Origin of the sequence: Riemerella anatipestifer (assembly GCF_009663465.1) — a bacterium.
GTDB lineage: Bacteria > Bacteroidota > Bacteroidia > Flavobacteriales > Weeksellaceae > Riemerella > Riemerella anatipestifer_C.
The window spans coordinates 26611-41819 of record NZ_QXHU01000008.1; the positions used below are offsets into that span (position 1 = coordinate 26611).

The window sequence follows — 15209 nt, forward strand, 5'->3', positions numbered from 1 at the left end:
TTTTAATTTTGAGGTAAAATCAAATTCTATTTAATGAAAAAGAATTGATATTTAAAAATGGAAAATAGATTTGGCAATATTCCAAGCAGATTCAAAATGGAGCATATTCTGCTTAATCTCTATCTTTTCTAAATTCATAAAGTTGAAAAGCTGTTCTGTAGGCATATTTCCTACAAGGTCATCTTTAGCCATTGGGCAGCCTCCTATCCCTTTTATAGCTGAATCAAATCGTCTGCAGCCTTTATCGTACGCTGCTTTTAGTTTAATGTAAGAATCTTCGTACCTGTTATGAAAATGGGCTCCAAAACTAATATCGGGGTGATTAGCTGGAATTTTATCAAATAAAAGTGCGATGCTTTCCGCCGTGGCCACTCCTGTAGTATCTGAGAGTAGTATGTTCTTTATTCCTATTTCCGAAAATCGGTTCGCCCAAAAGGCAACATCTTCCCATTTCCAGTCCTCCCCGTAGGGATTGCCAAATGCCATAGAAAAGTAAAGGTTAAGTGTTTTATTCTCAGATTTTACCATCTCTAAAATGGTTTTTACCTGATTAAAAGCTTCTTCTTGATCTTTATTAGTATTTCTAAATTGAAAGGTTTCGGATATAGAAAAAGGAAATCCTAAAATATCCACATTAGTATGAGAAAGTGCGTTTTCTGCACCTGTTATGTTGGCTACAATAACGGAGAGTTTAGTATCTGATAAAGATTTATCTATATTATCCAGCACTTCCCCAGAGTCTGCCATTTGCGGAATAGCTTTAGGCGAAACAAAACTACCACAGTCCAACACATCAAATCCTACTTCCATTAGACTATTAAGGTAATTTATTTTTTTATCTGTCGGAATAAACTCACTCCAACCTTGCATGGCATCTCGTGGACATTCTGTTAGGAACATAACTTAATATTTTGTAAACTTTGGTTTCAAATATAACAAAATTTTTTAAATGCTATAAAACCCAAAATAAACTAATATACAAACATTTAAACAAAAAAAATAATTTAATCTTTTTTCTTAAATTTGAGTAAGTATAACTCCTACTTTATTAAAAAAGTATATCCAACTAAATATAACTCTAATCAAGATATACAGAAAACAATCTCCATTTTGTAATGTTTGACAAAATAGAAAATTTAAGTCTAGAATCTTATGGGAGAAGTTACTGACTGTATTCTGATGGAAATTTTCAACTATTCATCAATTGTTTTTAGACAATGTTTATAAGTTACAAACCTATTTGAACTATCTACAATTATTTCCAAGTCCAAAAACTCCATTCTGTACCATTATATACACAAAGTTGTTCTTTACCTGGTGTATCATCAAAAGCCATCATACCAGGAGCTGGATTTGTGATGCTCTTCTGCACATCTCTAAACTTTGGTAACACCAACGCTTTAGTAGTACTTTCTAAAACCAATATTCCTTTAGCTGTACTAGAAGCCGCTCCCATTACAACCTGAGCTCCTGAATTCTCCACCTTACCAGTATTGGTATTAACAGGTACTGTATTGGTGTTATCTGCTAAATAACTCAAGTTTTGCCAACTATTACCAATCTTAACTTTTACAGCTTTATCACTTCTATCCAAAACAAAAGTTCCGTTTGGTGAAAATGTATTATCTGTTAAATTAGCTTCTGACACGGCATTAACCCACGGCAATATAATACCTTTCTTTTCCAAATTATTAAATTCTAATAATACTGAAGATTCTATAGAGCCAGTATTTAAACTTCCTTTACCTATGTTAACCTGTGCCTTCAAGCCTAAACTTGAAACAATGGCTATTGTATATATTATATTTTTCATGATTTATCTGTTAAATGCTTCTCCTTGAGGGCACCCTTGTTTGTTCATACATTTCCAAGCTCTTATGACACTTGGAGTTGACTGTGTTTCTACATAAGATTTTAAACAATTTTCTGTAGTATCATACACCATCATTCCTATAACAGGATTGGCGATTGCTTGTATTTCAGTTGTACTCATTCTCGTAATTGTAAAACCTTTGGTATTTGCCTCTAGTGCAATATGACCTCCTTTTCTAGACATAGGCCAATTATCCGAATCTATATTCCCCGATCTTCCTAAAGCAGTTATACCTACTTTGGTATCTAGCGGACTTAATACTGATGTAGCGTTCTTTAAAGTACAAAAACATCTATCATTGATGGCTGAGTTATACGGTGCGTTATTATTTAAACCTTGTCCTATCGAAAAGGTATCTATATGAGCTATACCTTGTGTTCCAGAGGTATTATTAGTAGATGTGTTTACTATTTCTGGCACTCCCATAGCAGAACTTACTTTCGATACAATATTTGCTCCTGTGGTAGATACATTTCCTTTTGCATTGGTTATGATAGACCATTTTTTCGCAAAAAAAGGTGTTGTTATATCCGCTACGGCTAGATGGGTCATATTCACATTATCTGAGCCCTCTACTGCATCTGGACAACCATCGCCATCTGAATCTAAATCTAAATAATTTGGTAAACCATCACCATCTATATCACAATAAGGTCTAATTGCAAAAGCAACTCCTTGTCCACCCATTCCTCCATCCATCCATTCTAATGTAACATTTAACATTGTTGCTTCAGTAGTAAATAATGCATTACCATTAGGTGTCGTATCACTTTGCATATTGGTGTTTCTATATACTAATGTATTTGTTCCCTCCCCCTCTATAACATAGCTAAGATTATTACTTTCTAAAAAAGAAAAGGGAGTTCCGTTCGTTTTAAAAGTTATAGTTTCTTTACCTAGAGAAGTTGCTTCCATATCCAAAGGAATGATTTGGAATTTTATCCTAGGATCTGAACTTGTAAATGTTACATTAAAAGAGGCTTTTCTATTGGGTAAACTAGTGTTCATAGGAGAATAAAAACCTTCCTTAAATGTACCTCCACCCAAATTATATAGTTCTTTTATCCCTGCACCTGGCCATGTAGCTATATCACTACCATTAAAAGAAGCATTCCCTGTAAATCCTGAAATAGTTGCAGTATAAGTTACACCATTTAAAGTAGTAGAACGACTTATAGTACCAGTAGAGCTGTTTAATGTAGCACCAGACCAATCAAAAAAGATTAATTGTCCTTTATAAGCACCTGCTCCAGAGGCACTACTAGTAGGATTATTTGGTAAATTACAAAAAGTTTTTTCAAGAGAATCAAGAATACCATCATTATCAGTATCTAAATCTATAACATCAGCAACACCATCACCATCTGTATCTACCCCTGGAACTGTAAAGGATTGGCTAGTACTAGAGCTACATACACCTTTACTAGCAACTACAGTATAAGTTGTTTCGTAAGAAAGATTTGAAATAACTCCTCCCGCTCCTACTGTAGGACCACTCGGAGAAAAGATATAGCTATAACTAGAATCGTAATTAGATATTGTTGCACTACCGTTATTATAGTAAGTAGCTGGCGTTACTGAAACCACAGGTGTAGGAGGAACCACACAAGACACCTTAATTGCGACATATATCACCGCAGCTCTATTAGTTGAAGCATCATTAGGTGATGTATAATTGATGGTTAGTGTCTTAGTAGGAGCAGACGATTTTTTCCAACTAATCCATTCTGTACCTCTAGCATCCGAACCACGGTAAGTTCCTGAAGAATAAGAGGACGTTGTAATTGTAGCCCCTGCATATCCTCCTGTGATATTTCCTCCGTTAGAAACTCCATAAGTTACACTACCAAAAGTAGCACCACTGTCCATAGATAGAGAAAAGTCATCGTCCCAAAAAAGAGACGAACTAGATTTATCGGCATCTGTAATTACCAATTCGTCTATCATAACTGCATTTGCAAAATTGAAAATCACAGAGTTTAAATCATTACCGTAAGCAGAGCTTTCTATTTTAAGAACTTGAGTAGCAATGCTAGCCCCATTGAAGTTATCTACCAACCCTCCTGTAGGTTGTCTTAATCCTGAGTTGGCGGAAAAAATATCAGGTGCATTATAGGTAGTTCCTCTTGCAACAGCCACATTAACCGCTCCTGTTATAGGGTTATTAGAAGCACTGGCTGTTGCTGTAGGCACCCCTGCTGTTTTATTTCCTAAAACATCCCACGTAATCCAACTTTGTGCATTAATAGAACCGAAAACCAATATTAAGAATAGGGGTAGAGTTAAATTTAAAAATCGTTTCATATAGTATAGAATTATCAAGCCTTGGGAGTTATCAAAAACCTTGCCATGAATCAAATGTATGTTTAAATTTTCAAAAAAGTTTATATTTGCATTCTAACCTAAAAAATCATTACAAATGAAAGGACAAAATAAACTTTTTATAGCGATACTGCTAGGACTTATTATAGGAATAGGATTAGGAGGATTTGTGCATTTGCAATATCCAAATAGTGCAGAAGGCTTTTCCAAAAACATAAAATTGCTAGGGACTATTTTTATCAGACTTGTTCAGATGATTATTGCTCCGCTTGTATTCACTACTTTAGTGGTGGGTATTGCTAAAATGAGCGATATTAAGATGATAGGCAGAGTAGGTACTAAGGCAATGCTGTGGTTTTTAACAGCTTCTTTGGTTTCTCTAATGATAGGACTTGTATTTGTAAATTGGCTAGAACCAGGTAAGGTAACCCAACTCCCAGTACAAGATGCAAGTGCGGCAGCAGAAATAGTAAATAATAGCAAAGGCTTTTCGTTAGAAGATTTTGTGAAGCACATTATTCCTAAAAGTCTATTTGAAGCTTTTGCTACTAATGAAGTATTACAAATCGTGGTATTTTCAATAATGTTTGGAGTGGCTCTATCCCAGTTGGGAGAAACTCATTCCAAGCCAATTATCAAAGCCTTTGATATTTGTGCCCACGCCATTCTTAAAATGGTAGGGTACATTATGTGGGTGGCTCCATTAGGAGTATTAGGTGCTATTGCGGCAGTTGTTGCCACTAATGGTTTTGAGATATTTATGGTTTATGCCATTTACCTCAGAGATTTCTTTTTTGCCTTAGCTATTCTGTGGTTAGTTTTGTGTATTGTAGGCTATTTAATTCTCGGCAATAGATTGTTTGATTTATTGAAAAGAATTAAAGAGCCATTACTTATTGCATTCTCAACTACAAGCTCCGAGGCTGTTTTTCCAAAACTTGTAGAAGAGTTAGAAAAGTTTGGTGCTAATAATAGGATAGTGTCATTTATACTCCCCTTAGGGTATTCATTTAATCTTGATGGAAGTATGATGTATATGACCTTTGCATCTATCTTTATTGCTCAAATTTATGGAGTAGATATGTCTATTGGGCAACAAATCACAATGCTTCTGGTTCTTATGCTTACTTCCAAAGGGATTGCAGGTGTACCTCGAGCAAGTTTAGTAATTATTGTAGCTACTTGTTCGATGTTTGGAATTCCACCAGAAGGCATTGCTCTTATATTACCAATAGACCATTTTTGTGATATGGGAAGAAGTATGACTAATGTACTAGGTAATGCACTAGCGACTTCTGCAGTTTCTAAATGGGAAGGACAACTAGAAGAACCTACAGAAAACATATAAAATAAAGCAATTTACAACAAAATAAATCCTTAAATTTGTATTTCTAAAAAGAAAAGAATGATAAAAAAAGATAGAGTATTAGCTTTTTTGAAAGAGGTGGAGGTAGATGATTTGGTGAATAATGTCCAGGTTATGGGTAATGACGTCTATATTGATATGACGGCACATTCTCCAGCAATGCACGAGAAAAAAAAGCTAGAAGCCGCAATGAAACAAGCCTTTGCTTCTGAATTTGGTGAAGAGGTTATTTTAAAGTTGAAAATCGTTTCTCCAGAGCCTTCGGAAGCTCAGCTTAACCAAATCAAAGGAAAGGAAATACCAGGTATTAAAAATATCGTTGCTATTGCTTCTGGAAAAGGTGGTGTGGGAAAATCTACAGTAGCCGCTAATCTTGCGATATCTTTAGTTAAAATGGGCTTTAAAGTAGGTTTACTAGATGCCGACATCTATGGTCCTTCTGTACCTACTATGTTTGATACAGAAGGACAAAAACCTATTTCTGTTGAAGAAAATGGCAGAAACCTAATGAAGCCTATTGAAAATTACGGGGTTAAAATGTTATCTATTGGTTATTTCTCTGGGGCTAATCAAGCGGTAGTGTGGAGAGGACCTATGGCTGCAAAAGCTCTTAACCAAATGCTAAGAGATGCCGCTTGGGGTGAATTAGATTTTTTATTGATAGACCTACCTCCAGGAACAGGGGATATTCATCTTTCTATTATACAAGAAGTACCTGTAACGGGGGCTGTTATTGTAAGTACGCCACAGCATATTGCTCTCGCAGATGTTAAGAAAGGGATTGCAATGTTCCAAATGGAAAGCATCAATATTCCTGTTTTAGGCTTAATAGAGAATATGGCTTATTTCACGCCAGAAGAGTTGCCTGATAATAAATATTATATCTTTGGCAAGCAAGGAGCACAATATATGGCGGAAGATTTGGGCATACCTGTACTAGGTGAAATTCCTCTTATCCAAAGTATCAGAGAAGCGGGTGATGTGGGAAGACCAGCGGCTTTGCAAGATGATTCTAAAATTGCAGATATCTATACAGAAACCACTCAGAAAATGGTGGAAAGTTTGGTAGAAAGAAATAAAAATTTGCCTCCTACAGAAGCCGTTAAAATAACCACTATGGCAGGATGTTCTCCTAAAAAATAATTACTACGCATTAAATAATTTAAAAATAATTATGGAAAATAATAGTCTGGAAGTAAGAGTAGAAAACGCTTTAGAGAGCATTCGCCCTTTCCTTAATAAAGATGGTGGAGATATAGAGCTGGTTAAGATAGAGGATACCGTAGTCTATGTAAAGTTGCTTGGTAACTGTTCTGGTTGTCCTGTAAGTTTCTCTACAATGAAGCTAGGAGTGGAAAACACAGTTAAAGAAAAAGTTCCTGAAATTACACGAGTGGAAAATATAGCGGAATAAATTCCAATCATGAGTATAGAAAGAAGTTCATTAGAAGCTCTATCTGATAAAGAATTAGAGGAATATATAAAAGAGAGAGAGAAATTTACTCCCGAAGTGAGTGTATATGCATATGAAATCCTTAAATCTAGAGGAAGAGATTTTTCAGAAGCTGAAACTCAAAGAATAATATCATTACCTCCTTCAACAAATAAGAAAATAGAGAGTACACTACACCCAAATTATAAAAAAGCGAGCAATGTAATTTATTTACTAGGAGTTTTAGGTTTAATAAGCAGGATATCAAATTTTAATGCAGGGTACGAAGCCTATGATGATTTTAGTATAATTTTAATAGCTTGCGAATTAGGCATAATATTTGGCATTGGCTACTTAACAGGTAAAGGCTATAATTGGGTAAAGTATGTATTATTAGTATTAATGTTTTTTAGTTCAATCTGTATTCCTATTATAATTTTCGCCGCTATATCTGGAATACTAGGAGATATATCCAGTTTATTTGGAGTAGTTACTAGTCTTACACAAATGGGGTTACTAATTTACGCTGTTATTCTTATTTTTAGAATACCAAATCAGAAAGCAAATACTTAACGAAATTGATTTTTTATTCCTAACATCTCTAATTTAAATTAGATATCCAAAACATATATTTGTACCTCGTTCCACAATAGCGAGGTATTTTTTATACCATATCTTTATTTTTTATATCCATATAATAAAACATTGGAATGATGAGCAATAAAATCATCGGTTGAATGACAAACCTACGAACATAAAAAGCTAAAAGTAATCCCGAGTTAAATTCCGTATAAACTAGATAGAGATAAATAGGGAAAGTAATCAAAAAGACTAATGACATCAAAACACAAGCTAACATTGTCTTTGTTTTATCTTTAAAAAGAAAATAAACAATAATTAGCGAAAAAAATAAATTAAGTATGAGTCTGAAAAGATGCCCCAAAACAAGTTTTTCCCATTGAAAAACTGGGAATACTTTAGACCCATCTGTAGTTTTAAAATAGGTTAAAAAAGGGTCGTAAAATAGAGTTTCTTCTAAAAAGCGAACACCTATTAAGCCAATAATACCGAGTATAACAAATGCAAGATTACCTTTGAACTTCATCTTTCAGTACAAAAAATTTAATCCAAATAATCCATAATAAAACCACACTTCCGTAAATAATCGCAGGAAATATATAATCATGGGCAGCTTTACCATAAGATGGAGATTCTAGCAACACTATATTTATCCCAACAATTCTAAGTATATTAACGATATATAAAAATATAACCCCTACAAAAGCAAAAATAAAAGTCTTTAGACCTCTATAAAAAGCAAAAATAAATGCTACAAAAAGTATCATTATAGATATAGCATTGCATCCTTCTACCATTCTAGATACATACTTCCCGCTTACATAGTACCATAAAGTATTGTACTCTGGCTGAGGAATAGATTGTGAAGGATAACCTATGTTATTCTGTATCAAAGTACATTGGTTAGCTACATGTATTGAAAAACCATCTAACCCTATTTGAGTATTTAAGTAAAATTGATAGATACCTAGCAGAGCCAAGTAAACTAGCAAAAATCTTAATAAGATTTTTAGTGTGGGTTTTAAATCTTCAAACATAGGGGGCAAAGGTAACGAAATAACTTATTATTAAAGAAAAACCTCTAAAACTTTAGAGGTTTTGTATACTGTTGTCGTAATTTTTCCTACGAATTTTCTAACACATATTGGAACATCAGAGGTGCACAAATCGTAGCATCGCTTTCTACAATAAATTTAGGCGTATCTATATCCAGTTTACCCCAAGTGATTTTTTCATTTGGCACTGCCCCAGAATACGAACCGTAAGAAGTGGTTGAATCTGATATTTGGCAGAAATAAGACCAAAACGGAATATCATGCATTTCCATATCCTGATAAAGCATTGGCACTACACAGATAGGAAAATCTCCTGCAATACCACCTCCAATTTGGAAGAAACCAACTCCCTTACCACCACAATTTTTAGTGTACCAATCGGCTAGGTAAGTCATATATTCTATCCCTGATTTCATCGTAGAAGGTTTTAATTCTCCTTTAATACAGTAGCTAGCGAAGATATTTCCCATTGTAGAATCTTCCCAACCTGGTACAACGATAGGTAAATTTTTCTCAGCAGCTGCTAACATCCACGAGTTTTCTTTAGGGATTTCATAATACTGCTCAAGTACGCCAGATAGTAGCATTTTGTACATATATTCGTGAGGAAAATATCTTTCGCCTTTCGCTTCTGCATCTTTCCATATTTCCACGATATGCTTTTGAAGTCTTCTAAAAGCCTCCTCTTCTGGAATACAAGTATCCGTTACACGGTTAAGACCTCTCTCTAATAAATCCCACTCTTGTTGAGGCGTTAAATCTCTATAATTAGGCACTCTTTCGTAATGAGAATGAGCTACTAGGTTCATTAAATCCTCCTCTAAATTGGCACCTGTACAAGAAATGATTTGAACTTTATCTTGTCTTATCATCTCTGCTAGAATCTTACCCATCTCTGCAGTAGACATTGCTCCCGCTAAGGTAATCATCATTTTACCACCATCTTTTAGGTGGGCTACATAGCCTTTAGAAGCATCTACTAATGCAGCCGCATTAAAGTGTAAATAGTATTTTTCTATAAATTCAGTAATTGGTTTACTCATAATTTTTTATTTATCGCAAATATAAGGATTTTTAGATTTACAGCTCCTTAATCTTAATTTACTTAAAATTGAGAAGTTTATATTTTTGATTTTTTTAATGAAACAAGAAAAACTATTAGTAAAATTTCAATTTTAGGTAGCATCAAGTTGAAACATCAGCCTCCCAACCTGTACAAATTATTCCTAATTTTTAAATATAGGTACATTACTACACGCTTCTCCAAACATCAAAGATTTAACGATTGGCTTTAATTTTTCAACTAACTCAACATAAGCGTTTTCTGGAATGTTTTCGTCTGTACAACCTTTTACTAGAACTCTTTTATCTTTTAGGTTAGAAAAATCATAATCATTTAGAGATTGATGCATAATGAGTAACTCTAACTCATCTTTGTTTCCATAGATTACCTTTTTAGCAACTCCAGATAATTGAGAAGCAATTAAAAAATAAGCCCACAAAGGAACAATGGCTTCCGCAGAATTATAAATGTAAACATAAGCGTCCTTGTATAAGTCTAAATTAAGTGTTTTCACTTTTTCTCTAAAGTCTTTTTCTTTGAGAACCATCTCTTGGAACAAAAATGGCTTCAAGTCTATCCCCAGCCTTTTCCCTTTAGGGACTAAAGAAGATAAATCAAAATTAACTAATCCGCTTTCTGCTACTTTATTTTTAATCTCTGCCATTGCTTTTATAAAATGAATTTAACCCATCAATTATTTAAAATTGATATTATACTTTACATTTTTGTAGTCGTCTAGACTTGCTTTTAAAGAGCCTACTGCAAGTTCCGCTTTTAGTTCCACGGGGATATGATTAGTGTCGTTTGTTACCCACATTGTTACCCCTTCTTGGTCTTTAAATACCCTTCCACTCATTACCGAAGGGATAATTTTAAGACATTCTACCTTGCCAAATTTGGTTCTTTTGGTTTCTACACCCACAATTCTCAACTGGAAAGGGAACATCTCATCATCAATCCATACATTCATTTTTATGCTTGTTCCTACTTTTAATGCAGAATTATCTCTACTCCTTAAATAGTAGAAAGCAGAAAGCATATCTTGTATACCCTTAACAGATTTTAGAGTTTTAGAACCATTAGATGGGGTTTTCTTATCGGTTAAAATAAGGGTTTGGTTGGAATGGTTGAAAACCGTTTCTAAATGCTGTCTGTAACTGCCTTCTTGTACATTTCGCACATAGAAACTGGGTAATGCTGTGCTAATATTGATATAACTTTCATAAAGGTCTTCTACCTTGAAAAAAGCCCTTACAGCTCCCGTGGTCTTACCTGTGCCTTTGACATAGTAATGAGGTTCGCCTTTGTAGGTTGTTTCTCTAATGTTGAGTGTGGCATATCCTGCGTTTAGTATGCCATAATGAATTCTGTAAGTTAATGTTTCTCCAGACTTGATATTGGTAATTTGCGACCACACATTTGCCGAAATTACGAGAGTGATTAAATATAATATCTTTTTCATACTTTTAAAATTTACAAATACTTTGCCAACTCACCCCATAACATTATAGCTTATATAACTAAAGTTACGATATAGTTTCAGCAAAATTAGTACTTTTGCAAAGATATATAATTTAATCCCAAAGTTTTTTACATATTATGATTACTACAGATTTACTCATTATAGGAGCAGGACCTACGGGGCTTTTTGCCGTTTTTGAAGCTGGATTGTTGAAACTCAAATGCCACATCATAGATGCTCTGCCACAACCTGGTGGACAGTTAGCCGAGCTTTACCCTAAGAAACCTATTTTTGATATACCAGGTTATCCGTCCGTAAATGCAGGAGAGTTGGTAGATAACTTAATGGAACAAATTAAACAATTTCAACCAGGGTTTACTCTAGCAGAAACTGCCGTAAGTCTAGAAAAGATAGATGATGAATGGTTTGAAGTAATTACCAATAAAGGAACCGTACACCGTGCCAAAGCAGTAGCAATAGCAGGAGGGTTAGGTACTTTTGAACCAAGAAAACCTCTTCTAGAAAACTTAGAAAAATATGAGGAGAATGGGGTGGAGTATTTTGTAAAAGACCCAGAAGTCTTTAGAAATAAAAAAATTGTAATTGCAGGGGGAGGAGATTCTGCTTTAGATTGGAGTATCTTCTTGTCTAATGTGGCTAAAGAGGTTACTTTGGTACACAGACGAAATGAATTTAGAGGAGCCTTGGATTCTGTAGAAAAAGTACAAGAGCTGAAAAACCAAGGTAAGATTAACCTCATTACACCTGCGGAAGTGGTAGAACTGAAAGGAGCTAACACTTTGGAAAGTATTGTAATAGAGCGTGAGGGTGAGAAAACGGAAATAGAAACAGATTATTTTATCCCTCTTTTTGGACTTACACCAAAGCTCGGTCCTATTGCTAATTGGGGGCTAGAAATAGAGAAAAACTCTATAAAGGTAAACAATGCATTGGATTACCAAACCAATAGAGAAGGCATTTATGCTATTGGGGACATCAATACTTATCCGGGTAAACTGAAACTGATTTTATGTGGCTTCCATGAGGCGACTTTAATGTGCCAAAGTGTTTACAATAGGCTTAATCCTGGTAAGAAATATGTGCTAAAATACACTACGGTGAGCGGTGTTGATGGGTTTGATGGGAGTAGAAAAGAGGCAGAGAAAGCGGTTGTTAAAAAAATAGACTAAAGATTATGGCAGATGTTCAATTAAAGATTACTGATAGAGAGGGCGTACAGCACGATATAGTAGCCCCTACAGATATGTCTATGAACCTTATGGAGGTGATAAGAGCCTACGAATTGGCAGAGGAAGGTACTGTAGGTGTATGTGGCGGAATGGCGATGTGTGCGTCTTGTCAGGTTTATGTTCTTAATGATGTGCCTCTACCTGAAAAAAGTGACGAGGAAGAAGCTATGCTTTCTGAAGCTTTTGATGTTAAGGATAACTCCCGTCTAGGCTGCCAAATCTACATCACAGAAGAAATAGATGGCTTGGAGGTGGAAATAGCACCGTATTCTTAAAAAAGATTAAAATTAAATAGACTGTACCCAACTACTACCGCTATAAGGTGGCTATAAGCTCTCTATAAGCTAGGAGGGTGGTTTTGTTTTTAGATTTTGGGCTGGTTTATTTGTTATACTTTTATTACTAACTAAAAAAAGGCAGACCTTTAAGGTCTGCCTTTTTGCTGGTGGGCTTTGTGTTTTTGCCCTGCTTTATAGTAGGGTTTCTTGCTCTACAAGGTTGGCTGGGGTGTCTGTGGCTCTGATGATGATTTTGTCCCCCGATAGCTCCTCATTGTTGGCTTTGGCAGTATATACCCAGTCTAGCCCTTTTAGCGTGGCGGTGCCTTCTTCTACCAAACTGCCGTCTTGATTGTAAATGTGTACGCTTACTTGCTCTACTTTGTAGTCGTCATACACTTGTACTTTTATAAGGTCTCCTTTTTTGCCCGTGTAACTAGAAAGGTCTATTTTTTCTATTTTGGGAGCGTTTAGGAGGTCTGCTACGGCTATATTATAAGGGGTAATGCCGTCTTTTTTAGCCGCTTCTGTGGCGTAAGCCTCCTTTAAACTAGGGTCTAGTAGTGCGTTTTTGGCATATAGCACCGCTTTTTGGAACTTCTGCTGGTGCTCTAGCTGCTTGGTTGAGTTTCTGTCTGTCTTTTGTGGCACTTTAGACACTATGGTTTTGCCATTTCTTTGGCTAAAGATAATAAGGTCTCCCACCTTGCCACTAAGCCCGTGGGTAATAATGTTGTTTTTGCTTTCTGCCATAATTGTTAAGTTTTTTATGGGTTATACTTTAGTTTATTTATCTTATATATAAGGAGGGGTTACCCTCTTGGGTTCTTAAGCTGACTGCTTAGTTATCCTTAACGCAGCGAACGCCGAAGCCGCGAGAACGCAGGTTACTATCGGTCACAGAACTTCCACCATTATAAGAGAACCTCAGACGATGCGCTTCGTATTCGGCGATCGCCTCGCTGCAGCTCCACAAACACCCTGCGGATCCTTGACCGAAGAACACGCCAGTGCTGTAATCGCGTTCTCCACTCGCAGGCAGGCGGAGATGTGAGTCATACCATAAAACCGCACCACCATTACCAGTTCTCGTATTTGTCAAGGCTTGATGCAGGTCTTGCAATTCTGAGTAGGTAGGCGTATGCCAACCCGTAGGACAAGGGTCGTTATAAGTGGTTAATTGGTTGTAAGAATGCCAACCTAAACTATGTTTAGGCGACCCACTTGTGGAAGAAGACCAATTGATAAGCTCATGCCCATCGGCATCCCTACCCCACTGGAAGAGGGAACCGTAAGCCTTGTAATCCGTAGGCGAAGTGCCTTGCTGGGCAGGGTTGAAATGCGGTGAGTTCATATTCGCATAATCCGCACCCAGATTGAGGTTCAACCACTCCTTAGAATAAGGCTGACCATTGACAGGGTAAGTTCCCGTAACCGTAACAGGAAGATAGACAAACTGATGTTCTAACACTCCGTTGGTGGGTACATTAAACTTCTTATCCAGAATCCCGCCAATGCCCTTTAAGACCAGTTGGTAGCTCTGTCCATTAAGCGTGTAAGGTATCGTGGCAATGGTATATTCTTGCCCTGGTGCTAACTTTTTTACCAAATATTCTCCATCTCCATCTACCACAATAGTAGCGGATAGGTCGCCACTTACGCCGAAATTGCCAGCGGGGATTGAGAGGCTGAGCCCATTGTTATCTCCACCCTCTCCGGGAGCGGCAGTAATTACTGCCGATTGCACCGCTTGGTAAGAGCCTATACCTGAAGTATAAGGTATTTTAACGGTGAGCTTATTAGTGCCATTGTTGATTTTACCTTGTATATTGGAGCCGTTGTAAGTTAAAGACACCACATATTCTGTCTTAGGCGAGGTGATGGTGGCAGAACCCAAACCTACTTGGGTTTGTTGGTCGGCTTGGGCTCCGAGTTTATTAAAATTGGCTTTCAAAGTGCCTGTTTCGGGCGTACCGCCCATCGTGTACCACAACATAGCCGATTCTCCTGAGTTTAAGTTAATAAGGTTTCCCGAGGTGCACTGTGCTACGCTACCCGTAAGCGTGGAGCCATTGAGTTTCTGCCACTGGCAGTTTGCCATCGTAATCGTTGCTCCGCCATTCTGAAAACTTACCGCATCGTGAAATGCCGAACTGATATTCCCAAACGAGTTATTTTCTAGTTTAAATTTGGCTTTATTGGCACTGGTAAACGCCACGCCACCCACATAAGAGCCTTCAAACCCCGCCGCCTTTACGGCTACCGACTGGGATTGGTTGCTCCCCGGCATACAAGTCCACTGGTGAACCCCCGAAACCACGCCTTGGTAAATCTCCACACAGCTTTTGTCGGTATTGTAAATCATCGTGCCTACTTCGGCAGTCCCCGAAAATTTCAAACGCTCCTCCGAAGTAAATCGAGGGAATAGCACGCCTTGCGGCTGGGTGTTGGGGATATGGGTATTTTTCTTCACCTCTAAGGTGGCTTTGGGGTCGTTGGTATTGATGCCCACTTGTGCCTGTAATGCCA

Annotated in this window: 16 protein-coding genes; 6 read left to right on the plus strand and 10 right to left on the minus strand. The window is 36.7% G+C overall.

Features of this window, described 5'->3' with window-relative positions; all coding sequences use genetic code 11:
• Window positions 1–51: 51 nt before the first annotated feature.
• The 3 genes from D1003_RS10330 to D1003_RS11340 form a co-directional block, all read right to left on the minus strand.
• On the minus strand, window positions 52–900 hold the full coding sequence (locus D1003_RS10330; RefSeq protein WP_153936923.1) for a hydroxymethylglutaryl-CoA lyase: 849 nt from the start codon (window positions 898–900) through the stop codon (window positions 52–54).
• 355 nt (window positions 901–1255) lie between these two features.
• Window positions 1256–1813, minus strand: a complete 558-nt coding sequence (locus tag D1003_RS10335) for a hypothetical protein (protein ID WP_153936924.1) — start codon at window positions 1811–1813, stop codon at window positions 1256–1258.
• A 3-nt stretch (window positions 1814–1816) separates the two neighbouring features.
• Entirely contained in the window at window positions 1817–4177 is a 2361-nt protein-coding gene (locus tag D1003_RS11340) for a thrombospondin type 3 repeat-containing protein (RefSeq protein ID WP_260393401.1), read from the minus strand.
• Window positions 4178–4292: 115 nt separating this feature from the next.
• On the opposite strand from D1003_RS11340, the gene D1003_RS10345 reads away from it, so the two are divergent.
• Genes D1003_RS10345 through D1003_RS10360 form a run of 4 tightly spaced genes read left to right on the plus strand, consistent with a single transcriptional unit; the run spans window position 4293 to window position 7566 of the window.
• Window positions 4293–5543 (plus strand): dicarboxylate/amino acid:cation symporter, encoded by a 1251-nt coding sequence (locus D1003_RS10345; RefSeq protein WP_153936925.1) that lies wholly within the window; start codon window positions 4293–4295, stop codon window positions 5541–5543.
• A 57-nt stretch (window positions 5544–5600) separates the two neighbouring features.
• A complete protein-coding gene (locus tag D1003_RS10350) occupies window positions 5601–6704 on the plus strand; it encodes an Mrp/NBP35 family ATP-binding protein (RefSeq protein WP_153936926.1) in 1104 nt (367 codons plus the stop codon).
• A 31-nt stretch (window positions 6705–6735) separates the two neighbouring features.
• Entirely contained in the window at window positions 6736–6975 is a 240-nt protein-coding gene (locus tag D1003_RS10355) for a NifU family protein (RefSeq protein WP_153936927.1), read from the plus strand.
• Between the two features lie 9 nt (window positions 6976–6984).
• On the plus strand, window positions 6985–7566 hold the full coding sequence (locus D1003_RS10360) for a hypothetical protein (RefSeq protein WP_153936928.1): 582 nt from the start codon (window positions 6985–6987) through the stop codon (window positions 7564–7566).
• A 91-nt stretch (window positions 7567–7657) separates the two neighbouring features.
• On the opposite strand, the gene D1003_RS10365 is transcribed toward D1003_RS10360, so the two are convergent.
• The 5 genes from D1003_RS10365 to D1003_RS10385 form a co-directional block, all read right to left on the minus strand.
• Window positions 7658–8098, minus strand: a complete 441-nt coding sequence (locus D1003_RS10365) for an exosortase F system-associated membrane protein (RefSeq protein WP_153936929.1) — start codon at window positions 8096–8098, stop codon at window positions 7658–7660.
• The gene (xrtF, locus tag D1003_RS10370) at window positions 8082–8609 is read right to left on the minus strand and encodes an exosortase family protein XrtF (RefSeq protein ID WP_153936930.1); all 528 of its coding nucleotides are present in this window, start codon (window positions 8607–8609) and stop codon (window positions 8082–8084) included. Before xrtF ends, D1003_RS10365 begins: the two co-directional genes overlap by 17 nt.
• Window positions 8610–8695: 86 nt before the next feature.
• Entirely contained in the window at window positions 8696–9670 is a 975-nt protein-coding gene (locus tag D1003_RS10375) for a deoxyhypusine synthase family protein (protein ID WP_153936931.1), read from the minus strand.
• Window positions 9671–9853: 183 nt separating this feature from the next.
• Window positions 9854–10354 carry a DUF2480 family protein gene (locus tag D1003_RS10380; protein WP_153936932.1) on the minus strand — a complete coding sequence of 167 codons (501 nt, stop codon included), beginning with the start codon at window positions 10352–10354 and terminating at the stop codon, window positions 9854–9856.
• Window positions 10355–10384: 30 nt separating this feature from the next.
• Window positions 10385–11152 carry a DUF3108 domain-containing protein gene (locus D1003_RS10385; protein ID WP_153936933.1) on the minus strand — a complete coding sequence of 256 codons (768 nt, stop codon included), beginning with the start codon at window positions 11150–11152 and terminating at the stop codon, window positions 10385–10387.
• A gap of 137 nt (window positions 11153–11289) precedes the next feature.
• Between D1003_RS10385 and D1003_RS10390 the strand changes: the two genes are divergently transcribed.
• Together D1003_RS10390 and D1003_RS10395 are read left to right on the plus strand one after the other, a co-directional pair.
• Window positions 11290–12342 carry an NAD(P)/FAD-dependent oxidoreductase gene (locus D1003_RS10390; RefSeq protein WP_153936934.1) on the plus strand — a complete coding sequence of 351 codons (1053 nt, stop codon included), beginning with the start codon at window positions 11290–11292 and terminating at the stop codon, window positions 12340–12342.
• Window positions 12343–12347: 5 nt separating this feature from the next.
• Complete coding sequence (locus D1003_RS10395; RefSeq protein ID WP_153936935.1) at window positions 12348–12677, plus strand: 2Fe-2S iron-sulfur cluster-binding protein; 330 nt, start codon at window positions 12348–12350, stop codon at window positions 12675–12677.
• Between the two features lie 195 nt (window positions 12678–12872).
• Here the strand turns inward: D1003_RS10395 and D1003_RS10400 are convergent, their stop codons facing one another.
• On the minus strand, window positions 12873–13433 hold the full coding sequence (locus tag D1003_RS10400; protein WP_153936936.1) for a hypothetical protein: 561 nt from the start codon (window positions 13431–13433) through the stop codon (window positions 12873–12875).
• An 88-nt stretch (window positions 13434–13521) separates the two neighbouring features.
• Window positions 13522–15209 (minus strand): FISUMP domain-containing protein (locus D1003_RS10405; RefSeq protein ID WP_153936937.1); only part of this gene is annotated, 1688 nt, incomplete at its 5' end.

Coding starts and splice junctions, on each gene's coding strand:
- D1003_RS10330 (WP_153936923.1), bottom strand. CDS start 900: ATGTTCCTAACAGAATGTCCACGAGATGCCATGCAAGGTTGGAGTGAG.
- D1003_RS10335 (WP_153936924.1), bottom strand. CDS start 1,813: ATGAAAAATATAATATATACAATAGCCATTGTTTCAAGTTTAGGCTTG.
- D1003_RS10400 (WP_153936936.1), bottom strand. CDS start 13,433: ATGGCAGAAAGCAAAAACAACATTATTACCCACGGGCTTAGTGGCAAG.
- D1003_RS10350 (WP_153936926.1), top strand. CDS start 5,601: ATGATAAAAAAAGATAGAGTATTAGCTTTTTTGAAAGAGGTGGAGGTA.
- D1003_RS10385 (WP_153936933.1), bottom strand. CDS start 11,152: ATGAAAAAGATATTATATTTAATCACTCTCGTAATTTCGGCAAATGTG.
- D1003_RS10380 (WP_153936932.1), bottom strand. CDS start 10,354: ATGGCAGAGATTAAAAATAAAGTAGCAGAAAGCGGATTAGTTAATTTT.
- D1003_RS10390 (WP_153936934.1), top strand. CDS start 11,290: ATGATTACTACAGATTTACTCATTATAGGAGCAGGACCTACGGGGCTT.
- D1003_RS10360 (WP_153936928.1), top strand. CDS start 6,985: ATGAGTATAGAAAGAAGTTCATTAGAAGCTCTATCTGATAAAGAATTA.
- D1003_RS10395 (WP_153936935.1), top strand. CDS start 12,348: ATGGCAGATGTTCAATTAAAGATTACTGATAGAGAGGGCGTACAGCAC.
- D1003_RS10355 (WP_153936927.1), top strand. CDS start 6,736: ATGGAAAATAATAGTCTGGAAGTAAGAGTAGAAAACGCTTTAGAGAGC.
- D1003_RS10375 (WP_153936931.1), bottom strand. CDS start 9,670: ATGAGTAAACCAATTACTGAATTTATAGAAAAATACTATTTACACTTT.
- D1003_RS10345 (WP_153936925.1), top strand. CDS start 4,293: ATGAAAGGACAAAATAAACTTTTTATAGCGATACTGCTAGGACTTATT.
- D1003_RS11340 (WP_260393401.1), bottom strand. CDS start 4,177: ATGAAACGATTTTTAAATTTAACTCTACCCCTATTCTTAATATTGGTT.
- xrtF (WP_153936930.1), bottom strand. CDS start 8,609: ATGTTTGAAGATTTAAAACCCACACTAAAAATCTTATTAAGATTTTTG.
- D1003_RS10365 (WP_153936929.1), bottom strand. CDS start 8,098: ATGAAGTTCAAAGGTAATCTTGCATTTGTTATACTCGGTATTATTGGC.